The following is a 24,260-nucleotide window of genomic DNA, read 5'->3' on the forward strand; positions in this document are numbered from 1 at the left end:
GGTGCTTGTGAATACGTTCAAACAAATCGGTGTGATCGGAAGCGGCGCCATGGGCCGGGGGATCGCTCAGTTGTTCGCCACTGCAGGCGTTCCAGTGCTGATGTATGACAGCCGCAGCGAAGCGACGCAAGAGGCGCTGCAAGCCAACCGGGCTTTGCTTGAACGCAGCGCAGCCAAGGGCAAGTTGAGCAGTGAAGCGCTGGCGACCGCACTGGCTTGCATGCGAGCGGCCATAAGCCTTGAGGCCCTGGCCGATTGTGATTTGTTGATCGAGGCGATCGTTGAAAACCTCGACGCCAAGCAGGCGCTGTTCCGCGCGCTGGAGCAAGTAGTCAGGGCCGATGCGGTGCTGGCAACCAACACCTCTTCCTTGTCGGTGAGCCTGATTGCCAGCGCCTGCCGGCATCCTGAGCGGGTGGCCGGGTTTCACTTTTTCAACCCGGTGCCACTGATGAAGATCGTCGAAGTGATACGCGGCGAGCTGACCGATCCGCAGGTGATCGAACGCCTGGCGACACTGGCCGGGCATGCGGGACATTTTGCCGCGAGGACGCCAGACTCACCGGGTTTCCTGGTCAATCATGCCGGTCGGGCCTTCGGTCCGGAAGCATTGCGTATCCTGGGCGAGGGGATTGCCACCCCGGCGCAAATCGATCGCATCCTCAAGGACTGCCTCGGATTTCGCATGGGGCCGTTCGAGCTGTTCGACTTGGTCGGCCTCGACATCTCCCATGCGGTGATGGAGTCGATTCACACCCAGTTTTACCAGGATCCGCGCTACACCCCATCGGCACTGGTGCCACCCCGTCTGGCCAGTGGCTTGTTGGGGCGCAAAACAGGGCAGGGCTTCTATCGCTACCAGGATGGCAGTGTGGTCGAGCAAGCGCAGCAGACGCCGCCGCAGGTGGCCATCACCCAGCCATTCTGGCTGGACTGCGGTGACGCGACAATGCGCGAGCGGATAGCGGCGGTGTTGTCTGTTGCCGGCGTGGTGCTGGAACAGGGTGATCAGCCCAGTGCGAACGCCATCTGCCTGGTCACGCCGTTAGGCGAGGATGCCAGCAGCGTGATCGCCCGCAAGCGCCTGGCGCCGCGACGCAGCCTGGCGCTGGAGACCTTCGTCGGCTTCGACACGCGCCGCGTACTGATGCGCCAACCGGCGCTCGACGCTCAGGTGCTGGCGCAGGCACGCCAGGCCCTGGGCGCCGATGGCGTACCGGTGGAGGTCATCAACGACTCCCCAGGGTTCATCGCCCAGCGTGTACTCGCCGGGATCGTCAACCTGGGGTGCGAGATTGCCCAGCGCCGTATCGCCGAGCCCGCCACCCTGGACCGTGCGGTGCAGCTGGCCCTCGGCTACCCCTTTGGCCCGCTGGGTTTTGGTGACCATTACGGTGCGTTGCAGATCCAGCAGATCCTGCACCAACTGCATGAGCTGTATCAGGAGCCGCGCTATCGGGTCAGCCCCTGGCTGCGTCGCCGGGTCCAGCTTGGCCTGCCACTGACCACTGCTGAGGATTGAGCATGACGGCCTATATTTATGATGGTTTGCGTTCGCCGTTCGGTCGCCACGCAGGGGCTTTGGCCGGTGTGCGCCCCGATGACCTGCTGGCCAGTGTGGTGCGTGCTCTGGTGGCGCGTAACCCCTTCGACGTGGGCGACTATGAAGACTTGATCGCCGGCTGCAGCAGTCAGGCAGGAGAGGACGGGCGCAACCTGGCGCGTCACGTTGCCCTGTTGTCCGGCCTGCCGACGGCCGTGGGCGGTTTGACCGTCAATCGTCTGTGTGGCTCCGGCCTCGCCGCCGTGCTGGATGCTGCCCGTGCCGTGCGCGCGGGCGAAGGCGAGCTGTTTATTGCAGGCGGCGTCGAGAGCATGAGCCGTGCGCCGTTCGTGGTGGCCAAGGCGCAAAGCGCCTGGTCCCGTGACTTTCATGTCTACGACAGCACCATCGGCGCACGCTTCCCCAATCCGAAGGTAGAGTCTGGGTTCGGTGCAGATTCGATGCCGCAGACGGCGGACAACGTCGCTCAAGAACTGGGCATTACTCGCGAAGAAGCCGACCTCTACGCCGCTCGCAGTCAGGCGCTGTTCGACGCGGCGGTGCAGGACGGTTTCCAGGCCGGTGAAATCCTGCCGATCGACGTGCCCCAAGGGCGCAAGCAGCCACCGAAGCGGGTCGAACGTGACGAGCATCCGCGTCCACAAAGTAACTTCGAAGCGTTGGCAGGCCTGCAGCCACTGTTTGACGGTGGCGTTGTCACCGCCGGCAACGCCTCGGGCATCAACGATGGCGCGGCTGCGCTGCTGATTGGCTCGCGAGCCATCGGTGAGAAGGCCGGCCTCAAGCCGCGCGCACGCATCCTGGCCGGCGCCGTGGCCGGTGTCGAACCGCGCCTGATGGGCCTTGGCCCGGTGCCTGCCTGCACCAAGGCCTTGCAGCGCGCAGGCTTGAGCCTGGCCGACATGGATCTGATCGAAATCAACGAAGCGTTTGCCGCGCAAGTGCTTGGCTGTGCCAGACAGCTCGGCGTGGCTTTCGATGATTCGCGCCTGAACCCCAATGGTGGTGCCATTGCCATCGGTCACCCGCTCGGTGCTTCCGGTGCCCGTCTGGCCTACAGCGCGGTGCGTCAACTGGAGCGCAGCTACGGGCGCTACGCCCTGGTTAGCCTGTGCATTGGCCTGGGCCAGGGCATTGCCTGCGTAATTGAACGCCTCGACTAACAAAACATCACAAGAATAAAGCCGGAGAATTACCCATGGCCAACAAGGCAAGCTTCAACTGGATTGACCCACTGCTGCTGGATCAGCAACTCACCGAAGAAGAGCGCATGGTCCGCGACAGTGCCCAACAGTTCGCCGCCGACAAGCTCGCGCCCCGGGTGCTGGAGGCTTTTCGTCATGAACAGACCGACCCTGCGATTTTCCGCGAGATGGGCGAGACCGGCTTGCTCGGCGCCACCATTCCCGAGACCTATGGTGGCAGCGGTCTGAACTATGTCTGCTATGGCCTGATTGCCCGGGAGGTCGAGCGCGTGGACTCTGGCTATCGCTCGATGATGAGCGTGCAGTCCTCCCTGGTGATGGTGCCCATCAACGAGTTCGGCAATGAAGCCACCAAACAGAAATACCTGCCCAAGCTGGCCAGCGGTCATTACATCGGTTGCTTCGGCCTGACCGAGCCGAACCATGGCTCTGACCCGGGTTCGATGATTACCCGGGCGAGAAAGGTCGACGGGGGCTACCGCCTGACCGGCAGTAAAATGTGGATTACCAACAGTCCGATCGCCGATGTCTTCGTGGTCTGGGCCAAGGACGACGAAGGCCAGATTCGCGGCTTTGTCCTGGAGAAGGGCTGGCAGGGACTGAGTGCTCCGGTTATCCACGGTAAGGTTGGGCTGCGTGCGTCGATTACCGGCGAAATTGTCATGGACAACGTGTTCTGCCCTGAAGAGAACGCCTTCCCTGAAGTGCGCGGCCTGCGCGGTCCATTCACCTGCCTGAATTCGGCGCGATATGGCATCGCCTGGGGCGCGCTGGGTGCGGCCGAAGACTGTTGGCACACGGCCCGCCAGTACGTGCTTGATCGCAACCAGTTTGGTCGCCCGTTGGCTGCCAGCCAGTTGATCCAGAAAAAACTGGCGGACATGCAGACGGAAATCACTCTGGCCCTGCAGGGTTGTCTGCGCCTGGGGCGGATGAAGGACGAAGGCAGTGCCGCGGTAGAAATCACTTCGATCATGAAACGCAACAGCTGCGGCAAGTCGCTGGACATCGCTCGCCTGGCTCGCGACATGCTGGGTGGCAACGGTATCAGTGATGAGTTTGGCGTGGCCCGTCATCTGGTCAATCTGGAGGTGGTCAACACCTACGAAGGCACCCATGACGTGCATGCGCTGATCCTCGGCCGCGCGCAGACCGGTATCCAGGCGTTTTTCTGATCTCGGGCTGGCGCACCGTGCCCAAGCACGGCACCGCGATGGGCTCGCTGATCTTCAGGGATGTGGAATTGCACATCTACATCAGCAAGTGGTTGGTCATGCCAGGTGCGTTTTTTCGCGCCTGTCGCAGTGCAGCAACTGCGTTTGTGGGTCAGCAGCCATCCTCGGTTTTGCGGGTATGAACACAGTGATGGGTTCGAGGTGCCGGACGAAATTGTCAACCGCCTTCAGGCTGACTGGCACCGGCAATGTGCCCGGTTCAGTCAACAGGTATTGGCCCGGCGGCCAAGGCTAGACCAGGCAGGCACCATCACTGGCAATCTGATAGAAATGTTGAACCGCACTGATGGATCAGTACCGTCACCAATCACAGAAAATCGAAGCAGAACACGTGCCTAGGTTCTAAATCCGGAGACCATCCATGCATGTAGATAACGCCATACGTTCACGCAAGTCGGTCCGCCGCTTCCTGCCCCTGGGCATCTCGAAGTCAGTGATTGAACATATTTTGCAAGTAGCTTCACGGGCGCCCAGCGGCAACAATCTACAGCCCTGGCATGTGCATGTACTGGCCGGCGATGCCAAGCAGGCGCTGTGTACCGACATCCTGGAATCCGTGGCGCTTGAGGCCGAGGGACATGATCCCGAATATCAGTACTATCCGAACAACTGGTTCGAGCCCTACCAGAGCCGTCGCCGCGCCTCCGGTTTTGGTCTGTATGAAGCGCTCGGCATCGACCGCAACGACCTGCAGGCACGCGAGCGCCAGAACCTGCGCAACCTTCACTTCTTCGACGCGCCGATCGGCTTGCTGATCAGCCTTGATCGCCGACTCAATACCGGCAGCTACATAGACTTGGGCATGTTTATCCAAAACATCATGCTCGCCGCTCGCGGCCAGGGATTACACACCTGCCCACAGGCAGTATTTGCCTGGTATCACAAGATCGTCCGCCGCCATGTGCCGCTCGCGGACGAGGATATTCTCGTGTGCGGTATCGCACTGGGGCATGAAGACCGCGACGCTCCGGAAAACAGCCTGCAGACACACCGCGAACCGGTGGCCGCGTTTACCTCTTTTCATGGTTTCAACGCGCCGTCGCAGGGTAACTAGGACCAACCGGTTTGTGAAACCCGGGCGCACTGCCCGGGGTCAATCAGGCCGCTCCCAGGCCGCGCCCGTTGAGGTCCTCAACGACATAAACGTCGACCTGGTGACGTTGTACCGCGTCGTGCAGAACCACCTCGAAGAGTTCGTGCGCCAGTTCAAATGGGCGCTCAGCTCACGCCAGGTGGTCGAGTGGCAAAAAATGCCCCCCGGGATCGCTTGCGACTACGTGGCATGAGTGGCGCGCCCGATGAGTTCACGCTGGCGGCCGCGGTACAGAACCTGCGACGTCTTGCCGAACTTGTATCTCAAGGGCCGCCTTCTACGGGATAGGTGCGCCTGCACGAAGCAAAAAACCTCAAACTAACCCACTCACAGAGCAGCAAAGGTCAACGAAGGGCCGAGAAACCACTCAATGGGGTGAGTAGGTTCTCCAGTGGTGGTCGTGCCTGAGTTCAGGCGAGCTGAAAATCCGACTTTTTCAACAGAATCGGCCAGAAGCAGACCGTCAGCGACCTGACTGATCACGCAGGGCATCCAGAAGCAGACGAAAAGCCGGTTTGTGTTGGCGCCGGCTTGGGTAGTAGAGGTGATACCCGGTGAGGGTGCCAGTCCAGTCCTCCAGCAGCCGCACCAGGCGACCTTGCCCCAGATCTTGCTCGACCAGATGCTCCGGGAAGTAGCCCAGTCCCGCACCCGCCCTGACAAAATCACGCATGAGCCAGATGTTGTTACTCACCAGATGCCCGTCGGCGCGTACTTTGATTTCTCTCCCGTTTTTTGCGAAAGGCCAACCCCACAATCCTCCCGAGGTGGGCTGGCGCAGGTTGATACAGGCGTGCTCGGTCAAATCCTGTGGCGTCAGTGGTTTAGCACGGTGTTCCAGATAGGCGGGGGCGGCCACCAATGCCATGCGAAAATCCCGGCCGATGGGCATGCTGATCATGTCCTGAGCCAACTGCGCCCCCAGGCGGATACCGGCATCGAAGCGCTCTGCAACGATGTCGACCAATGCGTAGCTGTCGTTGATTTCAACCTTGATGCCCGGATAGTCGGTCATCAATTGCAGCGCAGCCGGGGCAAGGACTAGTTGGGTTGCGTGCTCCATGGAGGTGATGCGCAGGCTACCAGCCGGCGTGCCGCTGAGTTCGCTCAGCTCGTTGAGCCCTGACTCGATCCCGTCAAAATGCGGCCCGATGCTTTCGATCAGGCGCGCTCCGGCTTCGGTCGGCGCAACGCTGCGGGTACTGCGGGTCAGCAATTGCACACCCAGGCGCGCTTCCAGTTTGGTGATGGTTCGGCTCAGGGCAGGCTGGGAAACGCCAAGCTGCGCCGCCGCTTTGGTAAAACTGCCTTCTCGGGCGACCCGCAGGAGGGCCAAGAGGTCGGTGACGGTGTCGCGCACGATTGATGCTCTGCGGTTATAGGTCTATTCCAACCATACCATCTAATCATTTGTAGGAGGGATGGCTAGAGTGTCTCCTTCGCTTCGCGGCGCTTTCAGGAATCATCTTTCCCATGAGTAAACAAACATTCGATGTGATCATTTTTGGCGCCACGGGGTACACCGGTCGGCTGGTCGCTGAATACTTCTTCACTCAATACGGCGTCGACGGCCCTGTCAAATGGGCAATTGCCGGTCGCAGCTTGAGCAAGCTGGAAGGCATTCGGGACAGTTGGGCAAACGCCGCAGCGTTGCCGCTGATCGTGGCCGATGCCCAGGACCGGGCGTCCGTGCGCGACATGGTTGCCGCGACCCGGGTCGTGATTACCACCGCAGGGCCGTTTTCGGTCTATGGCTCGGACCTGGTGGCAGCCTGCGCCGAGTCGGGGACGGACTACGTTGACCTCTCAGGGGAGACCCCCTGGATTGCCCGGATGATCGGCAGCCATCAGGCCCAAGCCCAGGCATCGGGCGCGCGCCTGGTGTTCTCCTGTGGTTTCGATTCGGTGCCGTTCGACCTCGGCGTATGGTTCACCCAGCAGCAGGTCATGAAGAAGTTCGCTCGCTACGCGCCTCGGATCAGGTGCCGCGTGCGCAACATGCAAGGCGTGCTATCCGGTGGCACGTTCCTGAGTGTCGATGCTGTGGTTGCAGCGGCGGCACAGGATCCTGCGTTAGGCGCACTGGTGGCCGATCCGTTTGCCTACACTTCAGGATTCAAAGGTGTCGAGCAACCTGATGATCAGACCCCCTACCGGGATGAACTGGCGCAGACCTGGGTCGGGCCTTTCATCATGTCGGGCATCAATTCCAAGGCGGTGCATCGCACAAACTTGCTGGAGGGGCACCTATGGGGCACGTCGTTTCAGTACGACGAAATGCTGATGCTCAATGCACAACCGAGCGAAGACGATGAACCTGGCCTGGCGGGTTTCTCCTTCAATGAGGGCGGTCATCCGCAACCGGGGCAAGGGCCGACGCAGAAGGAACTTGAGGCAGGCTTTTATGATGTGCTGTTCATCGCTGAACTGGGAGACGGTCAGGTGCTCAAGGCATCCGTGAGTTGCGATGAGGATCCGGGCTACCTGTCGACATCCAAGATGTTGGCCGAGTCAGCGATGGCGTTGGCGTTCGATGTGACACGTGATCAGACCCCAGGCGGTTGCTGGACGCCCGCGGCGGCGTTGAATGAGGCGTTGCTCAAGCGCCTGCCTGAAAAAGCCGGACTGAGGTTTACAGTCGAAGGTTAATTCGATGGGTAGCTAAACAAGTTGAATGTCTTTGACATTCAGCTTTCAGAGTCTTTAGCCCACTCAACAAGAGGTGCCCCATGAATGTGCCAAACCGTATGAACTACATCGAGATCACCCAACCCGGTGGCCCCGAAGTATTGAAGATAATGCAGGCCGATGTGCCAACGCCGGGTGATCACGAGTTGCTGATCCGGGTTCACGCCGCCGGCATCAACCGTCCTGATGTCATACAGCGTTCGGGCAAATACCCGATGAAACCCGGCATGACCCCTGTGCCCGGGTTGGAAGTGGCCGGTGAGGTCGTTGGGGTTGGCGCAAAGGTGGCCGATTTCAAGCTGGGCGACAAGGTATGTGCGCTGACCAATGGCGGTGGTTACGCCGAATACTGCGTTGTGGCGGCCACCCAGTCATTACCGGTCCCCGACGGCGTGGACATGATTCAGGCCGCGGCCATTCCGGAAACATTCTTCACCGTGTGGGCCAATCTTTTCGAACTGGGCCGTGCCCGAAAGGGCTGCACCGTATTGATCCATGGCGGCACCAGCGGCATCGGCACTACCGCGCTGATGCTGTGCAAGGCCTTGGGGATCAAGGCTTTTGCAACGGCCGGCAGCCAGGAAAAGTGCGACCGAATCCGCGCGCTGGGTGGCGAAGCGATCCATTACCGCGAGGTGGACTTCGCTCAGGAGATCGCCCGGCAAACCCACGAGAAGGGCGTGGACGTGATTCTCGATATCATGGGCGGGAGCTATTTCGAGAGCAACGTGGCGTCACTTGCACGACGTGGTCGACTGGTCATTATCGGTTTTCTGGGCGGCAGCTCCGTCAAGGACTTCAATCTGCTGGCGTTGATGGAAAAGCAAGGCTCAGTGACAGGTTCGATGATGCGTTCGCGTAGCACGGAGGAAAAAGCCGAGATTGCTCGCGCCGTACTAGCCAATGTCTGGCCGTTGCTCAGTCAAGGCGAATGCCTGCCTATCATTGACCGTGTTTTTCCTCTTGCAGACGCAGCACAAGCGCATCAGCGAATGGAACAGGGCGACCATGTGGGCAAAATCGTGCTGAAGGTGGTGTGAGTGGAAATCGCCCGGTGCGTGTCATTGACTGCCCGCCGGGGGTTGTTCATTTCGGCAGCGCGGCGTACCGGGTGATGAGCCGGTCAACTGTTTAAGGCAAAGAGGTGTCAAGGGAGCCCGGGGAGATTCATTCTGATTTAAGCCTGCGGCCAGCACGCCAAGCTGATCGGGCAGCAACAACGACTCTCGCCGAGTGAGGGTGATCTTTAGCGGCGGATGCGAATTTTGCGGTCTGCCTATCTCCAGCCGTGCTGTGTGGAGGTGCTCATCCTTCTCCCGTCTCAGTGCAATCTAATGGTGTCTGGGGATTCAAATGCCCATCACCGCGCAGCCACTGCTAGAGATCCCCCTCAGCGCGGGCCCAGTTGCCGGCGTTTTTTCACCTGTTTTAAATAGCGCAATGAACCTGGACCAGATCGCGGGCCAGAAGCGCATTGCAGCCTTCATATACTGTGCACAATGGCCAAGGAGAGGCCATGACGGATGGTTACGGAACACGAGTACCCAAAGTCCGCACCGTCGGGGTTGAGGGGCGCCCCCTCAGGACCAACGACCTCTCACTACCAACCCCAGCAATTCTCGATGTCTGCTGACTCCCACCTTCCGATAAAGTCGCTTGATATAGGTGGCGGCGCTTGAGTGCTGGATGCCCATCAGGGGGGCGATATCTTCAGCCCCTAGACCACGTAGCAAATACCTGAGCAGTTCACGGTCCCGACGCGTCAATTCAGGATAGAGCAACTCGACACGTTGACTTAGCAAGGACGGCATCTGATTGGCTTCGTTAAAAGCGCGATAGTGCAATCGTGTGATTTGGATCAGTAACGGCGCAACCGCCTCGATAAATTCAATTTCACGCTGATTGAAGTTGCCATGCTCACGACCTCGATAGAAGTTGATTGATAGCCAGGCGCCCCCATCTTCTTGATGATTGAGCAAGGCCATGCGCTGGGAGATTTGCGGTTGCTCGTAACAGACCCGCCGATAGTCACGATGGGTGATGTCTTCAATTGACTGAAGCTGAGCCAGGATTCGCGCGCCCCCTTGTTTTGTCCGGTGTCCAAGCATCGCTTGACGGTTGCCGTCCAGACTGTGAAAGCGCTCTATATAGTCACGGGAGATGCGCGATATCTGCACCAATCTGGCCTGATCGGAACACGACAACACTTGCGGCTTCTGGCCTTGCGGATAAGCGAAAATTGTACATTGAGCCAGCGGCATTTTCCCCCGCATCAAGGTCAGTAACTCTGTGGCCAGCCAGGTTCGGCAATCCTCTCCGACCTGAGCCAATAGATGTGCAATTTCCCCCGTCGTCAATGGGCTCTGATGGTAAACGTTAGTAAGCAGCCAGTGGTTCATTCAGGGATCAGTTCAGGTGATGAAAGGTGGCGTTCGTGGGGTAGCGTACGTACCAGCATGGCAGCCAACAGTAGAAGCAACGCTGCGTACAGACAGCCGGCCGTATAGGTATGGGTCAGGTCTTTGAGCCAGCCTACGACCAAGGGGTTAAGGGCTGACCCCAGATTACCCACTGCATTAATCACCGCGATACCTATTGCCCTGGCTTGAAAACTTAATGAACGATCCGGCAGTGTCCAGAAAATCGACATGGCTGTATAGGAACCGGTCGCTGCCATGCAGACCCCGGCCAGTTGCACGATCGGCTCGCTCGACAGGGCCGTGCAAAACCAGCCTGTAGCAGCCAGCAGCATCGGAAGCGCCAGGTGCCAACGCCGCTCTTGGGTCAGGTCCGAATGTCGACCCCAGAGGATCATTCCGATCATGGTGCATATTTGCGGAATTGCCGACAATAATCCGATCAGCGAATTGCTCTGGCCAGTGCTGAAACTCTTGATGATTAACGGCGTCCAGACTGCAATCATTGCCAGGGTGTTGACCAGGCAAAAGTACACCAGACAGAACAGAATTACTGATGGCGACAGCAACTCACGTCCCCAGTGAGCGTGTGGGGAGGGTGCCTGACGGTCGTGCTCGATCAACGTGGCCAACTGCAGCTTCTCATCGTCGCTCAACCAGTGTGCCTTGCGTGGCTGATCATCCAGATAACCATACACCGCCAGACCGAGTAAGACGCTGGGCAGTCCTTCGAGCAGAAACAGCCATTGCCAGCCTGCCAGGCCCCAGTGCCCATCCAGGCTTAAAATTGAGCCGGACAAGACCGAGCCAAAGCCCGCGGTAAACGGCATGGCGATCATGAACAGCGCATTGGCACGAGCCCGGTACGCTGCTGGAAACCAGAACGTCATGTACAACAGCACACCGGGCAAAAATCCTGCCTCGGTGATACCTACCAACGCACGCAACCCATACAGACTGGCCGCGTCATGCGCAAACAGGGTGGCTGTGGACGCGAGGCCCCAAGCAATCATCAGGCTACCAATCCAGCGCCGGGCGCCGATTTTCGCGAGGGCCATGTTGCTGGGGATGCCGCAGGCGATGTACGCCAGGTAAAAAATCGTCGTTGCCATGCCGAACTGGGTACTGCTCAAACCCAGATCGCCCATCATGGTCAGCCCGGCGAAACCGATGTTGATACGGTCCAGAAATGAAAAAACGAAACAGATGAAAAGAAACCAAAGCAAGCGTTTCGAAACTTTGGCAATGACCGCCGGAGGGGCGCCGGCCTCCTCGCCAGGATTTGCAGCAGGACGGGATGGCATAGGGTGATCCTGTTTTTGTAATTATTGTCAGATGCATGTTTTACAGGTCGTGCACGGCGCACTCGATCAGTGCGTTGAAGCGCTCCACATCGTTCATGGCCTCGGCCACCAGTAGCGCCAATTTGACCAGAAACAACTCACTGTCGCTGCCCGTGCTATCAATCGCCTCCGCGAGTCGATCATAGATGCGCTCGAGGTCTGTAATGCTCATTGACTGGCTCATAGGTGGTCACTCCCGTTGTGGCCGAGGGCCTGGTTCAATCCATGGCGCAAACGATCGCCTTCCAGTTGCAGCCAGCGCGCGCAGACATGCTGGTCTGGACGCGCCAGATAGGCGGCGCCTGCGTGCTGCACACCGTAACGTGTGCTGAATAGGCGGTCGCAATCGGGCAGAGTCAAGTCGGCGTGTTGCACCTGACAGGCTCCATTCATGGCGATCGCGATCACTTGTATCGGCAGTCCCAGGCGGCGCATAGCCTGGACTTGTGCAACGACCTGGACATCAAGTGCCGCCGCGTCAGTGAAACAAATCAGATGATAAGCGGGCGCCAACTCATCGAAGAAATAGTGTTGCTCTGCCAGACGGACATTCAACAACGGCGCTCCGTTGCGCGGCCCTCCGCTAAACAAGCCGTTATCGTCGTTCACCGCGTTGAGTTGCGAATCGGCATAATCGTGTGCCCTTGAAGTTCGCCAGTGATAGAGCGGGCGAACGAACTCCTGGGTCAACGACAGCGATAGCACCGCATCGCGCAACAGCCGATAACCGGGGCTCGGCGGCGCCATGAACCGCGTGCTCTTGCCGGCTTCTGCAATGATTTCACGAGCAGCCTTGACCCGTTCGTCACTGTAAGACGCCAGCAATCGAGCACCACCAAGACCTTTGATGTGCAGTGCCAGTTTCCAGCCCAGGTCGTGGCAATCCTGAAGTCCGGTATTGGCGCCACGCACACCGAAGATCGGCAACAAATGCGCCGAGTCTCCGGCAAAAATCACTCGCTTATTGATGTACTCCTTCAACGTTAGCGCCCTGGCCGAATACACTGAACTCCAATCCAGCTCCCATTCAGGGTTCTCGACATTGAGCATCGCCAATTGTGCATTTATCCGCTCGCGCAAGGAGTCCGGGTGCAAGGCCTGCTCGGGTGTTTCGTCCGCGGGTAACTGGTAGTCGATGCGCCAGATATCTCCGGGCTCTCGGTGCATCAAGACGGTGTTGCCGGGGTTCCAGGAAGGATCGAAAAACGCGAGGCGCTCGGTCGGAAAATCGAGTTTGATACGGATGTCAGCAATCACGAACCGTCCTTCATAAGACGCCCCTTCAAGCTTGAGCCCCAACATCGAGCGCAACCCGGAACGGGCGCCATCAGCGGCCACCACCCAATCGGCCAGCAGGGTATAGGCATCCCCCGGTGTATCGACGTGCAACCTTGCGTGGTCGGTTTCCTGCTCGATATCGATGACTTTATTGCCCCAGCGCAATTCGATCAGCGGTTGTGCCTGGGCAGCCTCCACCAGATGTTGCTCGAGATACTGCTGTTGCAAGTTGGTCATTGGCGCAAAACGATCATGCTCGTCCACAGGTGCTTCCATGCGAAAAACCCGTTGGCCGCGGTAGTACGAGTTTCCGAAGCGCCAGGGCAGGCCCTGCTCGGATACCGCTTCGGATACCCCCACTTGCTGGAAAATCTCCATGGAGCGGCGAGTGAACACAATAGCGCGGCTCCCTTCACAGACTTGCTGCTGGGCTGCCAGAACAATGCTTTTGATACCGTATCGCGCCAGTTCGAGCGCCAGCGTCAGGCCAATGGGGCCAGCACCCACAATCGCTACGGGCGAGCGATTGATGATGCCTGGGGATGGCACGAAAGCAGGATAAACCTGATAGGGAAAATACAGAGATTGATGGGGTACAGTTTGAGGCTGATGCATGGTCCGGTGGCTCCCGGTTTATTGTTATCGGAGACAAATGTTGCCTTCGAACCACTCTAAACCCGAGCGTTCAGAAAGATGTCCCCCTCAGGGGACATCTTTGTGAATGCTCACATTGGTTGCAGGTGATAGTGCTCGAGAAGACTGCGCAACCCGGTGATTCATCGGCCATGATTGGTGCTTGCCTGGCATTTGCCGACACCGACCTGCAGCGTGTGCAGGCTATTGAAGAATCGTCGCAATTGCTATTTGACGACCTGGTCAAGCGGTACACCGATTAGCCGCTGCAAACCTGCCAGCGGCTCAAGGACAACGGCGTGGTTTTTTATTGATGTCATTGCGACGTCTTCGCCGGCAAAGACAACGAACAGCTGTTTCTCGGGGCGTGACCGATAGCCAGTGGCAGAGCTTCTGTCTGGCCCTCGGCTTCCCCTGACTCGACGCTGACCCGGCCCCACGCAAAATAACCAGCGGATCGTAGCGCGTGATTGGCTGGTAAAAGAGTGCCGATCGACTGGCAAGCATGAGCCAGGCAGCCACACCCGCGAACTGCGGGTGCAAATGGGTTATACCCGTCGCGATACAGAAACGTTGAATGTTGCGGGTGTCGTTAAAGGCTAGCGGGCTTTTCGCGTTTGCCTCTATGTCCAGGACGCAGCGCAAACGGAGTTCTTCGAGTTTTAACGCTGCGATCGGCCGTCGCAGCCATGAGCTGAACTCCGGTACTGATGGCGCCAATGTTTGCCAATCCGAGCCATCTCAACCCTGCACGCACTCTGCGCGATCCTTGAGTTTTTTGTTGGAAAAGTGCTGTGTATTGCGGGTTTTGTTCATTCTTGCGCCGCCGGTTGCGGCTTAACCTGATTCCAGTCGAAGTGTCTTTTGTGAGCGGCACAAGCTGGAGAAGTGAATGAATAATTATAAGAGTAATGATTGGCTCGGCCTGAACGCCGCTGTGTGTGTGGTGACAGGAGCCGCAGGCGGCATCGGTGCAGTTGTCGCGCGTGAACTGGTCAAGCAAGGTGCCTCGGTTGTATTGCTTGATCTTGATCTGAGCAAATGCGCCGAACTGGCTGCGAATTTGAGTGAGCACAGTGAGGCGTCCGTCAGCGCTTTGGCCTGTGATATCGGTGACCCGGACAGTGTTCGGCAGGCTGCCAGGCAGGTGCAGGAACGCCATGGTCGTTGCGATATTCTGGTCAACAACGCCAGCGTCCTGCGTGCGGCGTCCCTCGAGAAGATAACGCTTGAGCAATGGAATCAGGTGCTCTCGGTCAACCTGAGCGGCTACTTACTCTGCGCCCAGGCATTCGGGCAGCAAATGCTTGCTCAAGGCAGTGGACGCATCATTAATATTGCCTCTATCGCCGCCCATTCGCCGCAGCCCTGGAGCGGCGCTTACAGCACTGCCAAGGCCGGGGTCGCGATGCTTTCCCGCCAGTTTGCGGTGGAGTGGGGGGACCGCGGCATCCGCAGTAATGCCATTTGTCCCGGTCTGATCCGCACCCCCTTGTCAGCAGCCTTCTATGCCGACCCCGACATTGAACGGCAACGTAGCGCCATGACTGCCAGTCGCCGCATTGGCGAGCCGCAGGATATTGCCGATGCCGTGTTGTTTCTGGCTAGCGCTCGATCCAGCTACATCAACGGTGCCGAATTGGTAGTGGATGGCGGTTTTGAAAGTATGCCGATGGCATTGTTGCCGCGGCCAGGCTTCGAAGGGGGACGACCATGAATCGGGTGTGCGATGTGGTTGTCATCGGAGCCGGAGCAGGTGGACTCAGTACTGCGATCGTCGCGAAAAAGGCCGGCCTTGATGTGATTGTCATTGAAAAAGCCGATGTCTTTGGCGGTACCACGGCATTTTCTGGCGGGGTACTGTGGATTCCCGGCAATCATCTTGGCAAGTCGCAAAACAGCGGCGACAGCCTCGACTTGGCCCGAACCTATTTGCGTCATGAGGCCGGCAAGCATTACGACGCACCGGCAGTGGAGGCGTTTCTGGAGAACGGCCCGAAGATGGTCGAGTTCTTCGAGCGCGAGACCTGCGTCAAGTTTGTGCCCACTTTGTATCCGGACTATCACCCCGATGCCCCCGGGGGGCTCGACATCGGCCGTTCGATCCTCGCCGCGCCGTTCGATATTCGGGAGCTAGGGGCTGATATGAAACGGTTGCGGCCACCGCTTAAAACCATCACGTTCATCGGCATGATGTTCAACTCCTCCAACGCTGATCTCAAACACTTCTTTAATGCTACGCGCTCGCTGAAGTCGTTCATTTACGTGGCCAAACGGCTGGGTACGCATATCCGCGAGATGATCATGTATCGGCGCGGTACCCAGGTGACCAGCGGCAATGCCTTGGCCGCGCGACTGGCCAAGTCGGCGCTTGATCTCGACATTCCTATTTTCACCGGGGTCGCCGCTCGGCAATTGCTCAAGGATAAAGATCGGATTACAGGTGTGCTGGCTTCTGGCGCGCAAGGCGAGTTTCGGATCGAAGCGCGTCGGGGCGTTGTGTTGGCTGGCGGCGGCTTCTCCCATGACGTGCAGCGATTGCGTGAGGCTTACCCTCATGTAAAACGCGGAGGCGAGCATTTTTCGCCCGTCCCCGACAGCAATACTGGCGACGGATTGCGAATGGCAGAAGCGGTGGGCGGCCACGTGGATATTTCTCTGCAAGCAGCGGCTGCTTGGATGCCGGTGTCGAAAGTGCCAACGGGCGACGGACAATACACTGCATTCCCGCACCTTCTGGATCGCTACAAACCCGGCATCATCGGCGTCGATGTCGCGGGGCGACGCTTCACCAATGAGTCCAACTCCTACCATGACGTCGGCGCAGCCATGATCAACAACGACGCGGCGCGCACCCAGACCGCCATGTGGCTGGTGTGCGATGCCCGGACGTTGGGCAAATACGGCCTTGGATTTGCCAAGCCTTCCCCCATGCCTCTGGGTCCGCTGCTACGCAATGGTTACTTGTTAAAGGGCCGTACGTTGGCAGAGTTGGCGCTTAAGGCAGGTATTGACGGGCCAGGGCTGGAGCTAACTATTGCGCGCTACAACCTAGGGGCAAGCGAGGGCAAGGACGCCGAGTTTGGTCGTGGGACGACAGCCTTCAACCGCTTCCTGGCAGATCCTCAGCACCAGCCAAATCCATGCGTGGCGCCGATCGGTACCGGACCTTACTACGCGGTCAAAGTGGTGATGGGCGACTTGGGCACCTTCGATGGTCTGCGCACCAGCACCGTTGGTGAAGTATTGGACCAAAAGAACAGGCCGATCCCAGGGCTTTATGCGGTGGGCAACGACCGCGCCAGCATCATGGGCGGCAACTACCCCGGCGCCGGTATCACCCTGGGACCGATTATGACATTCGGTTTCATCACCGGCCGTCATTTGGCCAACATCTCTTTGGGCGCTGAAACCCTCAAAAAGGAGCACGTCGCATGATCCTGTCCAAGCCCATTGTTGACCATCGCATCTACACCATCGTCCCCCGCGCAATGCCTGAGTTTCTCAAGGCGTTCGACCAGTTGGCGATGCCTCTTCTGCTCAAGCATTTGGGCGAGCCGCTGGCGTTCTACACCAGCAGCATCGGCCCGCTGAACCAAGTGGTTCATCTATGGGGTTACGAAAGCCTCGACGATATGGAAAAACGCAGCATGGCCCGTGATAGCGATCCGGACTTCGGGGCTTATCTACAGGCGACCCGTCATCTGATCGTGGCTCAGGAAACACGCATTATCAAACCGGTGTACTTCGCCAGTTTGAATCCTTCCAAATAAGCGACCTGCACGATTGAGTCACCACAATAATAAGAATGAGGGACACTCGATGGACCAGCAAAAATCGATTGATGTGTGTGAGTGGATCGATGCTCACCCGGTGGGTCGCTTTCAGAAATGGGTTGTATTCTTTGGCTTTTTGATCATCGCTCTGGATGGTTTCGACGTCGCCATCATGGGCTTTATCGCACCGCAATTGAAAACGGAATGGGGGTTGGGGCCGCAGGCGTTGGGTCCGGTACTCAGCGCCGCGTTGATCGGGTTGGCGGTCGGCGCGTTGACGGCCGGGCCGCTGGCTGATCGCTATGGGCGCAGGATCGTATTGCTATGCAGTATCGGCCTGTTTGGGGGGCTGACCATCGCGACAGCCTTCGCCCCGGATGTGCAAACCTTGGTCGCTTTGCGCTTTTTGACCGGCCTTGGTCTGGGCGCCGCTATGCCGAACGCAAGTATCCTGGTCAGTGAGTACGCCCCGGCGCGCAGCCGTTCATTCTTGATCACCCTTGCTTTCTGTGGCTTCTCGTTAGGGGCGGCGGTGGGAGGTTTTGCCAGTGCCTGGATGATCCCGAATCTGGGCTGGCAAAGTGTGTTGGTAATGGGCGGTATCTTGCCGTTGCTGGTACTCCCCATCCTGTATTTCAAACTACCGGAGTCTGTCCCCTTTCTGGTGTCGCAGCATGCGGCGCCTGAACGTATTCACGCCATCATGAAGCGACTGGCGCCAGAACTGATGACTGCGGATTTAACGTTTGTGATGCCCCCGCAGAGCAAATCGGCGGCTGGGGCCGTGGGTCTGGTGCTGTCGCGGCGCTATCTGTTTGGCACGTTGATGCTGTGGATCGGCTACATCATTGCCCTGTTTATGGTTTATCTCTTTAGCGGCTGGTTGCCGACACTGATAAAAGAGGTCGGCCAATACAGCGTTGCTGACGCGGCTGTGGTCACCGCGATCTTTCAGGTCGGTGGTCCAGCAGGTGCAATTTTCGTGGGCTGGGCGATGGATCGCTGGGGCATGCGTAACGTTTTGACGCTTGCATTTCTGGGCTGCGGCTTCGCGATTTTTGCCATCGGCCAGTCCACAGGTCATTTTGTTTTACTGTGTGCAGTGGCCTGTCTGGTCGGGTTCGGGCTCAACGGGGTGTCCGTGGGCATGAACGCATTGGCGGCCAGTTATTACCCTACTCAAGCCCGCGCCACGGGCGCCAGCTGGATGAGCGGGGTCGGTCGCATCGGTGCTGTTTTGAGTGCATTTGCAGGTGCGCAGATGCTCAGTCTTGGTTGGTCGCTGGCTGAAATCTGCATGACGATGCTGATTCCGGCTGCGGTTGCCGCGCTGGCGATTTATTGCCAGTGTCGGCATGGCTCTCGATTGACTGCACCCTTGGAGTCGGCTGAGAAGGTGGCTTTATCATGAGCGCGCCTACACACAAGGGAAAAGTGGTAGTGATTACGGGGGCCGCATCGGGCATTGGTGAAGCTACCGCGCGCTTGCTGGTTGAAGAGGGAGCACAGGTCGTGCTCGGGGACATTGACAGCGCGGCACGGGAGGTGGCGGCGAGCCTGGGCCGCGACGCACTGTTTGTGTGCACCGATGTCACTGACCCAGACAGTGTGGCGAGGTTGATGACCTCGACGGTGGAGCATTTTGGCCACCTGGATGTTTTGGTCGCAAATGCTGGCATCCCCGAAGCCAAAAGCCCCATTCATGAGTTGGATCTGGCTGCCTGGCAACGGGTGATCGACATCAACCTAACGGGCGTGGCCTTGTGTAATCAATACGCGATCCTGAGAATGTTGCAAGGCAATGGAGGCGCAATCATTAATATGGCCTCCATCCTCGCCCATGTAGGGCAAGCCAATAGTCATGCTTACTCGGCTTCGAAGGCTGGCGTTGTGAACCTCACGCGTAGCGTAGCCTTGACCTATGCCCAGCAAGGCATTCGTGCCAATTGCATTTCACCTGGGTATGTGGAAACGCCATTGTTGAGCAGGCTGCCGCAGTCCCTTTTGGCCGCTATTGTGGCAAGACAGCCCATAGGACGCTTGGGGCAGCCGATTGAAATTGCGCGGGTGGTGTCGTTTTTGGCCAGCAGCGCGGCATCAATGATCACCGGGGCCTGCATTAATGCGGATGGTGGGTATACGGCGGTATAGCGACGCTGATGATTCAATCCCTGGCAGCCCTTCGAAGTCTCGGCTCGGGGCTGCCACCCTCAACGGTTCATCGACTGCTGGAACCTGTCAGGCAAAGATGAGCGGCGCAAGACACGAAAAAATACTCCACACTTTTCGGGCCAAGCCAGTGATGCCATCGGTCTCTCTGGCTCTGTGCCTGCGGCTGGAAAAGTGCCCAATACCTCAACGTGCGCGCGGCATTGAGCAAGCTATCGCCTTCCACGGATCACACTGGCCGAGCGCACTGAGGTTGAGCGTTCACTGGCGCGAGGCTTGGGCTTGCAAGCGAAACTCGCTGGGGCTGAGCTGGGTGTGTTTGCGAAAGAATCGGCTGAAGTAACCGACATCAAGATAGCCGATGCTGTGGGCGATTTGCTTAACGCTCTGCGATGAATGGGCCAGCTCGCGCTTGGCCTCAAGGATCAGCCGCGCGTTCAGCAGGGTCATTGGCGTCATTCCCAGTTGCTCATGACATAGTCGCCCTAGGGTTACGACGGTGATACCGAGGCGACTGGCGTACTCATTGAGCGACAGGTGTTCGCGAAAGTGTTTATTCACCAATTCGCGAAAGGCAATGATCTGCTGGCTGCGTCGATCGTGATGGTGCGCAGGCAGGCCGTCGGTGTGCTCGCCCAGGCGCAGCATCTGGATCACCAGTGCGAGCAGTAATGACACACTGCACGCAACGTGCTCCCGCCCTCGGTCGTGATATTCCTCGTACAACGCTCGATACAGCGGCATCAGCGGATTATTGACGGGTTCCCAATGCGGCAGGGCAACGATGCAGGGTTTCTGGATCTGCGGCAAAAGGTGGGGGGAGAGCACCTGGATGATGTTTTCCAGCGGGTGCTGGACGGCTGTGATCACATGCCCGTCGACCCGCCCGTGCCAGGCGAAGCCGTGGACAATTTGTTCAGGGATGAATAACAAACACGGGGCCTTGACCTCGACCCGCTGGTTGTCGAGCAGTACTTCGCCTTCGCCGCTTTGCAGGTAAAGCATCTGAAACAGCCCGTCGTGTCGATGGGCGGCGATCTCCCAGTTGTAACTGCCGGAGCGGTGTGAGATTGATTCAACATGCAGGAAGTCATGCCAGACGGGTGGCGTCGACTCGCCGTACAGGGCGTAGTAGGGAATCTTGTTCATTATATTTATGTTCTACGAGAGTACCTGCTTTCTACCTTAACGAAGAATTTGGGTGTTGGCCAATACCCACTTAATTTGTTGTAAACGTCTCTACGATTGTTGGTTTTGTCCATTCTTGTGGGGGCTGCCGTACTTCTATTCTCGATTTGGGTCACTCGCTCTAATGTAATGATTTAACAGATGATTAATGTCCGGTTATAGGCGTGAATCCGTCTTCCTGCAGATTGTAGTGCGGTCACTCAGCACCTTGTATTGGCCATTCGTGAGCGTTACAAGAAGGTCGGAAACTCGTTTTCGGCGTGAAAAAACAATACTCATGAATGAGCGATTATCGTAATAAGATTCTGCGGCATGATGACACGCTGGCTGTATCTGGTAGTTGCAAGATAATCATCATTCGCTTTAAGTTCTAAGCGAGCCCATCAAGACTCATTGGGCAATGTCACTCTTTTCTTTTGCCTCTGCTTTGCTTCTGTCAGTTACTTGCACTCGCGAGGCTTTGGCGGGTAGCCATTGACACTGAGCGCCGTTCCATCCAAATGCCAAATCCCGCTGACGATGCTTTCAAAATCAGGTCGTCAGCGTTTATTGATGGATGTCTCCCCGTCCACTGTTTGGCCGGCAAGCACTTTTGCGGCGATGTAACCAAAGGTCATGCCCGGACCGAGAGTGATGCCACCGCTTGGGTAATGGCCATTCATGATGCTGCTCATGTCATTACCCACGGCAAATAGCCCCGCAATGGGCGAACCGTGTTCGTCTAATGCGCGTGCGCAGGCATCGGTCTTCAGACCGGCGAAGGTGCCGAGGCTGCCGGGTACCAGCTTAACCGCGTAGAACGGCCCTTTGCGCAGGCTGCCCAGAGACGGGTTTGGCCCGTGCAGAACTTCCCCTTGGGCTTTGTTGTAACGCGATTCTCCTCGATGGAAGAGCGGGTCGCGACCTTCTTCAGCCCCCAGGTTGAAGGCACTGACGGTGGCTTCCAATTGTTGCCCATCGATGCCGCATTGGCGTGCAAGCTCGATCAACGTCGGGGCCTTGAACAGGTAACCTTCGCGCACGTACCGTGCAGTGGGGAACGGAAAGGGTTTGGACCAGCCCAGGCCATAGCGACGTTGAGCGGGGTGATCGCAGATCAGCCAAGATATCGGGGTTTCTCCCGAACCGGTGGCTTCAAACAGTGCGCACATGTAGTCATGGTAGGAGTCGGCCTCGTTGACGAAGCGTCGGCCATCCTGGCGCACGGCGATGAACCCGGGTTTGGCTCGTTCCATCAGGTGCGGAAAGCCGCTGAACCCACCATCTTTGCGCTGCACACGCGACACCGGTGCCCAAGCGGCGGCATGGGCCAGATCGGATGCTACGCATGCCCCGACGCTTTCGCCCAGGCGCAGACCATCTCCGGTGTTGCCCTTGGGCGCTGCGCTGAGATGCTCGGTGCCATGGGGGGCATGCCTGAACAGGCGGGCGATGCGCTGCTGGTCGTGGGGGAAACCACCGCAAGCGAGCACGACCCCACGCCGGGCCTGAATCTCGATCAGGCGTCCGGCAGACTCGACTCGCGCCCCGACCACGCGCTCACCGTCACGCAGCAGTTCGCGCACGGGCGTGTCAGTCAGCAGGCGGACCTTACATTCCAGGGCGCTTTTGAGCAGACGGGCAACCAGTGCATTGCCGTTCACCAGGTGCATGCCCCGGCCATGACACAGCAGATCGCGGGCGTGGCGCAACAGGCGTTTACCGGCGTAGAGCAATGAAGACGGTGACCGGCGCGCATTGAGAAAGTGATTGAAGTCGACACCGCCGGCAATCCCCATTCCTGCCAGGCTGATCACGTCGAGCGGGCGTCGGAGTTTGTTGATCCAGGGGCCAAGGCGACGACCGTCAAAGGGTTGTGCACAGACCGAGCGGCCACCTTGAGCGTGGCCTTCGCTGGCGTGAAAGTCAGGCATCTTGCTACCGGAGAAAAACTGCACCTCTGTATGGCGTTGAAAAAAATCGACCATTTTCGGGCCTTGTTCCAGGAACGTTTCCACACGAGGGTCGAGCACTTCGCTGTGCAGTTCACGACGCAGGTAAATCCGCGACTGCTCCACGTCTTCAACTATCCCGTCGGCGATGGCCAATGGGTTACGCGGAATCCACAGCCAACCGCCCGACCACGCGCTGGTACCGCCTAGCTGCGGCTCCTTTTCCACCACGATGACATTGAGGTTCAATTGCGCTGCCGTCACTGCTGCTGCGAGGCCAGAGGCACCAGAGCCGACGACTAGAACATCACAAAGCAGGGGATCGCTGATGTGCATAGGATTTACCGCGAGAGTGAATGAGATTCGCCGCTCCCGTCCAGAAGCGGCGCAACGCTGCAACGGAGGTTATTTAAGCGGGGAAAAGTCGGTCGGACGCAGCAGGCGTGACTCCAGCGTCACCACCGCATCCAGCGCCTTGTTTTGCCGCGCGAAGTCCTGCCAGCGCACATCTGCCGCCATGGCGTTGCGGCGTGCCATGCGATCGTCAAGGCTGGCGTAGCCCCAAATGTGTACCACTTGATTGACCTCACCGATTTCGGTGGTGAAGAAGCCAATCAGATTGCCTAAGTGTTCCTGCTGCACGGCCAATGCTGCGCTTTTGTACAGGGCAAGCCAGTCGCCCAGCTTGGTTGGTTTAATCGTGTAGGTGCGCAGTTCGTAATACATGGTGTTCTCCAGTGCAGGATGGTTGTGTCGGGCGTTGATCGAGTCGACGGTCGATACCTTGTTCGGCAGGCCGGTGATGGCCGGCGGCCCCGCAACCCAGGGCAATCACGTCATAGGTCAAGTCGGCACCGGCAGGCGTCAGGGCAGTCGAAGTGTTCATTGTTATGGCCTGTTAAGGACAAGGCCGCAGCATCAGATCTCCAGCGGAGTCACACCTATGAAGTGACCCAGGTTGCCTAACTGCGCCAGGGCCATTTGCGGCCCGGTCTGAATTGGGCAGCCGCGGTTTCGGGCAAAGGCGAGAAACGGCGTTACCGTCGGTGATGTCACGACATCGGCCACCAGGGTTTTAGCGTTCAGGGTTTTCATCATGGCCGCCGGTAATGGCATGGGACCGTCATCGCGTGTTGCACTCATGCCGACGGGTGAGGCATTGACGACCAGGTCGAAGTGTTCAAGCGAGGCCAGGCAGGCACTGATCACACTATTCGGGAAAGCACTGCGCAAGAGGTCTCCTAGCGCCTCGACGCGTTCATGACTGATGTCACTGATCACCAAATGACTGACCCCGGCTTGGCACAACGAATACGCAATTGCGCTGCCGACGCCGCCAGTGCCGATCACCAGGGCCTGTTTGTTTTTTGGATTGAAACCCTGCTGGCGAGCAGCGTTGAGAAAGCCTTCTCCGTCAACGATATCGCCCACCAGTCGACCGTCGGGTTCGCGGCGAATGACATTGACCGAGCGCAGCGCCGCCGAGCGTTCACTGACGCTGTCCAGGCGGCTGGCCAGCATTTGTTTGTAAGGTACGGTCACCACGCACCCGCGCATGTTTTGCCAGCCTCGCAGGGTCTGGACGAAGTCATCCAGAGCTGTCTGTGCAAGGTCGATGGCGAGCATGACGATGTTCTGCTGATGGTCGACGAACCAGCGATTGAAGTTTTCCGGCGATTTCACCTGGGCTACAGGTGAACCGACTATGGCGACCAGTTCAGTCGAACCCTGAATCATGTG

General features: G+C 58.4%; 21 protein-coding genes and 2 pseudogenes. 14 read left to right on the plus strand and 9 right to left on the minus strand.

Going from position 1 to position 24,260, the window contains the following annotated elements; genetic code table 11:
* Positions 1-7: 7 nt before the first annotated feature.
* The 5 genes and pseudogenes from ACIQYF_RS14680 to ACIQYF_RS14700 form a co-directional block, all read left to right on the plus strand.
* The gene (locus ACIQYF_RS14680; protein ID WP_402862884.1) at positions 8-1,522 is read left to right on the plus strand and encodes a 3-hydroxyacyl-CoA dehydrogenase; all 1,515 of its coding nucleotides are present in this window, start codon (positions 8-10) and stop codon (positions 1,520-1,522) included.
* 2 nt (positions 1,523-1,524) lie between these two features.
* Positions 1,525-2,727 carry a 3-oxoadipyl-CoA thiolase gene (locus tag ACIQYF_RS14685; RefSeq protein ID WP_402862887.1) on the plus strand — a complete coding sequence of 401 codons (1,203 nt, stop codon included), beginning with the start codon at positions 1,525-1,527 and terminating at the stop codon, positions 2,725-2,727.
* A gap of 35 nt (positions 2,728-2,762) precedes the next feature.
* Positions 2,763-3,944: an acyl-CoA dehydrogenase gene (locus ACIQYF_RS14690; protein ID WP_402862890.1), complete on the plus strand. Its 1,182-nt coding sequence runs from the start codon at positions 2,763-2,765 to the stop codon at positions 3,942-3,944.
* A gap of 421 nt (positions 3,945-4,365) precedes the next feature.
* A complete protein-coding gene (locus ACIQYF_RS14695) occupies positions 4,366-5,058 on the plus strand; it encodes a nitroreductase (protein WP_402862893.1) in 693 nt (230 codons plus the stop codon).
* A gap of 49 nt (positions 5,059-5,107) precedes the next feature.
* Positions 5,108-5,257 (plus strand): annotated as a pseudogene (locus ACIQYF_RS14700) (DNA adenine methylase); the annotation flags it as partial.
* Between the two features lie 303 nt (positions 5,258-5,560).
* Here the strand turns inward: ACIQYF_RS14700 and ACIQYF_RS14705 are convergent.
* The gene (locus tag ACIQYF_RS14705; protein ID WP_402863214.1) at positions 5,561-6,460 is read right to left on the minus strand and encodes a LysR family transcriptional regulator; all 900 of its coding nucleotides are present in this window, start codon (positions 6,458-6,460) and stop codon (positions 5,561-5,563) included.
* Between the two features lie 110 nt (positions 6,461-6,570).
* Between ACIQYF_RS14705 and ACIQYF_RS14710 the strand changes: the two genes are divergently transcribed.
* From ACIQYF_RS14710 to ACIQYF_RS14720, 3 genes and pseudogenes are all read left to right on the plus strand, one after another.
* Positions 6,571-7,746, plus strand: coding sequence for a saccharopine dehydrogenase family protein (locus ACIQYF_RS14710; protein ID WP_402862896.1), 1,176 nt, complete (start codon positions 6,571-6,573; stop codon positions 7,744-7,746).
* An 80-nt stretch (positions 7,747-7,826) separates the two neighbouring features.
* Entirely contained in the window at positions 7,827-8,825 is a 999-nt protein-coding gene (locus ACIQYF_RS14715; protein ID WP_402862899.1) for an NAD(P)H-quinone oxidoreductase, read from the plus strand.
* Positions 8,826-9,138: 313 nt separating this feature from the next.
* Positions 9,139-9,273: pseudogene (locus ACIQYF_RS14720) on the plus strand (glycoside hydrolase family 19 protein); the annotation flags it as partial.
* 92 nt (positions 9,274-9,365) lie between these two features.
* Here ACIQYF_RS14720 and ACIQYF_RS14725 read toward each other — a convergent pair.
* From ACIQYF_RS14725 to ACIQYF_RS14740, 4 genes are read right to left on the minus strand one after another with little or no spacing between them, the layout of a single operon-like run.
* Positions 9,366-10,184 carry a helix-turn-helix transcriptional regulator gene (locus ACIQYF_RS14725; protein ID WP_402862902.1) on the minus strand — a complete coding sequence of 273 codons (819 nt, stop codon included), beginning with the start codon at positions 10,182-10,184 and terminating at the stop codon, positions 9,366-9,368.
* Complete coding sequence (locus ACIQYF_RS14730) at positions 10,181-11,506, minus strand: MFS transporter (protein ID WP_402862905.1); 1,326 nt, start codon at positions 11,504-11,506, stop codon at positions 10,181-10,183. Before ACIQYF_RS14730 ends, ACIQYF_RS14725 begins: the two co-directional genes overlap by 4 nt.
* 40 nt (positions 11,507-11,546) lie before the next feature.
* Entirely contained in the window at positions 11,547-11,717 is a 171-nt protein-coding gene (locus ACIQYF_RS14735) for a DUF2783 domain-containing protein (RefSeq protein WP_402862908.1), read from the minus strand.
* An 8-nt stretch (positions 11,718-11,725) separates the two neighbouring features.
* Positions 11,726-13,438 carry an FAD-dependent monooxygenase gene (locus ACIQYF_RS14740; protein ID WP_402862911.1) on the minus strand — a complete coding sequence of 571 codons (1,713 nt, stop codon included), beginning with the start codon at positions 13,436-13,438 and terminating at the stop codon, positions 11,726-11,728.
* Positions 13,439-13,569: 131 nt separating this feature from the next.
* Here ACIQYF_RS14740 and ACIQYF_RS14745 point away from each other — a divergent pair, with 131 nt between their 5' ends.
* The 6 genes from ACIQYF_RS14745 (at position 13,570) to ACIQYF_RS14770 (ending at position 19,383) form a co-directional block, all read left to right on the plus strand.
* Positions 13,570-13,719, plus strand: a complete 150-nt coding sequence (locus ACIQYF_RS14745; RefSeq protein ID WP_402862914.1) for a hypothetical protein — start codon at positions 13,570-13,572, stop codon at positions 13,717-13,719.
* Between the two features lie 629 nt (positions 13,720-14,348).
* Positions 14,349-15,173, plus strand: coding sequence for an SDR family NAD(P)-dependent oxidoreductase (locus tag ACIQYF_RS14750; RefSeq protein ID WP_402862917.1), 825 nt, complete (start codon positions 14,349-14,351; stop codon positions 15,171-15,173).
* Positions 15,170-16,894 (plus strand): FAD-dependent oxidoreductase, encoded by a 1,725-nt coding sequence (locus tag ACIQYF_RS14755; RefSeq protein WP_402862920.1) that lies wholly within the window; start codon positions 15,170-15,172, stop codon positions 16,892-16,894. The genes ACIQYF_RS14750 and ACIQYF_RS14755 overlap by 4 nt, the downstream gene beginning before the upstream one ends.
* 2 nt (positions 16,895-16,896) lie before the next feature.
* Positions 16,897-17,229, plus strand: a complete 333-nt coding sequence (locus tag ACIQYF_RS14760; RefSeq protein WP_402863217.1) for an NIPSNAP family protein — start codon at positions 16,897-16,899, stop codon at positions 17,227-17,229.
* Positions 17,230-17,278: 49 nt separating this feature from the next.
* The gene (locus tag ACIQYF_RS14765; protein ID WP_402862923.1) at positions 17,279-18,643 is read left to right on the plus strand and encodes an MFS transporter; all 1,365 of its coding nucleotides are present in this window, start codon (positions 17,279-17,281) and stop codon (positions 18,641-18,643) included.
* Entirely contained in the window at positions 18,640-19,383 is a 744-nt protein-coding gene (locus ACIQYF_RS14770; RefSeq protein WP_402862926.1) for an SDR family NAD(P)-dependent oxidoreductase, read from the plus strand. Before ACIQYF_RS14765 ends, ACIQYF_RS14770 begins: the two co-directional genes overlap by 4 nt.
* Positions 19,384-19,662: 279 nt before the next feature.
* On the opposite strand, the gene ACIQYF_RS14775 is transcribed toward ACIQYF_RS14770, so the two are convergent.
* The 4 genes from ACIQYF_RS14775 to ACIQYF_RS14790 all read right to left on the minus strand — a co-directional run bounded on the left by ACIQYF_RS14775 (position 19,663) and on the right by ACIQYF_RS14790 (position 24,257).
* Positions 19,663-20,550 carry a helix-turn-helix domain-containing protein gene (locus ACIQYF_RS14775; RefSeq protein WP_402862929.1) on the minus strand — a complete coding sequence of 296 codons (888 nt, stop codon included), beginning with the start codon at positions 20,548-20,550 and terminating at the stop codon, positions 19,663-19,665.
* A 578-nt stretch (positions 20,551-21,128) separates the two neighbouring features.
* A complete protein-coding gene (locus ACIQYF_RS14780) occupies positions 21,129-22,856 on the minus strand; it encodes an FAD-dependent oxidoreductase (RefSeq protein WP_402862932.1) in 1,728 nt (575 codons plus the stop codon).
* Positions 22,857-22,925: 69 nt separating this feature from the next.
* Positions 22,926-23,246 carry an NIPSNAP family protein gene (locus ACIQYF_RS14785; protein WP_402863220.1) on the minus strand — a complete coding sequence of 107 codons (321 nt, stop codon included), beginning with the start codon at positions 23,244-23,246 and terminating at the stop codon, positions 22,926-22,928.
* Between the two features lie 192 nt (positions 23,247-23,438).
* Positions 23,439-24,257 carry a shikimate dehydrogenase family protein gene (locus ACIQYF_RS14790; protein ID WP_402862935.1) on the minus strand — a complete coding sequence of 273 codons (819 nt, stop codon included), beginning with the start codon at positions 24,255-24,257 and terminating at the stop codon, positions 23,439-23,441.
* Positions 24,258-24,260 lie beyond the last annotated feature (3 nt).

Origin of the sequence: Pseudomonas sp. NPDC096917, from assembly GCF_044762555.1 — a bacterium.
In the GTDB taxonomy this organism is placed as follows: domain Bacteria; phylum Pseudomonadota; class Gammaproteobacteria; order Pseudomonadales; family Pseudomonadaceae; genus Aquipseudomonas.

What these genes read in the sequence shown, in the direction of transcription:
- ACIQYF_RS14740 (WP_402862911.1), bottom strand. Translation starts at nt 13,438, where the DNA reads ATGCATCAGCCTCAAACTGTACCCCATCAATCTCTGTATTTTCCCTAT.
- ACIQYF_RS14770 (WP_402862926.1), top strand. Translation starts at nt 18,640, where the DNA reads ATGAGCGCGCCTACACACAAGGGAAAAGTGGTAGTGATTACGGGGGCC.
- ACIQYF_RS14790 (WP_402862935.1), bottom strand. Translation starts at nt 24,257, where the DNA reads ATGATTCAGGGTTCGACTGAACTGGTCGCCATAGTCGGTTCACCTGTA.
- ACIQYF_RS14735 (WP_402862908.1), bottom strand. Translation starts at nt 11,717, where the DNA reads ATGAGCATTACAGACCTCGAGCGCATCTATGATCGACTCGCGGAGGCG.
- ACIQYF_RS14685 (WP_402862887.1), top strand. Translation starts at nt 1,525, where the DNA reads ATGACGGCCTATATTTATGATGGTTTGCGTTCGCCGTTCGGTCGCCAC.
- ACIQYF_RS14695 (WP_402862893.1), top strand. Translation starts at nt 4,366, where the DNA reads ATGCATGTAGATAACGCCATACGTTCACGCAAGTCGGTCCGCCGCTTC.
- ACIQYF_RS14725 (WP_402862902.1), bottom strand. Translation starts at nt 10,184, where the DNA reads ATGAACCACTGGCTGCTTACTAACGTTTACCATCAGAGCCCATTGACG.
- ACIQYF_RS14715 (WP_402862899.1), top strand. Translation starts at nt 7,827, where the DNA reads ATGAATGTGCCAAACCGTATGAACTACATCGAGATCACCCAACCCGGT.
- ACIQYF_RS14755 (WP_402862920.1), top strand. Translation starts at nt 15,170, where the DNA reads ATGAATCGGGTGTGCGATGTGGTTGTCATCGGAGCCGGAGCAGGTGGA.
- ACIQYF_RS14690 (WP_402862890.1), top strand. Translation starts at nt 2,763, where the DNA reads ATGGCCAACAAGGCAAGCTTCAACTGGATTGACCCACTGCTGCTGGAT.
- ACIQYF_RS14785 (WP_402863220.1), bottom strand. Translation starts at nt 23,246, where the DNA reads ATGTATTACGAACTGCGCACCTACACGATTAAACCAACCAAGCTGGGC.
- ACIQYF_RS14710 (WP_402862896.1), top strand. Translation starts at nt 6,571, where the DNA reads ATGAGTAAACAAACATTCGATGTGATCATTTTTGGCGCCACGGGGTAC.
- ACIQYF_RS14750 (WP_402862917.1), top strand. Translation starts at nt 14,349, where the DNA reads ATGAATAATTATAAGAGTAATGATTGGCTCGGCCTGAACGCCGCTGTG.
- ACIQYF_RS14730 (WP_402862905.1), bottom strand. Translation starts at nt 11,506, where the DNA reads ATGCCATCCCGTCCTGCTGCAAATCCTGGCGAGGAGGCCGGCGCCCCT.
- ACIQYF_RS14765 (WP_402862923.1), top strand. Translation starts at nt 17,279, where the DNA reads ATGGACCAGCAAAAATCGATTGATGTGTGTGAGTGGATCGATGCTCAC.
- ACIQYF_RS14775 (WP_402862929.1), bottom strand. Translation starts at nt 20,550, where the DNA reads ATGAACAAGATTCCCTACTACGCCCTGTACGGCGAGTCGACGCCACCC.
- ACIQYF_RS14780 (WP_402862932.1), bottom strand. Translation starts at nt 22,856, where the DNA reads ATGCACATCAGCGATCCCCTGCTTTGTGATGTTCTAGTCGTCGGCTCT.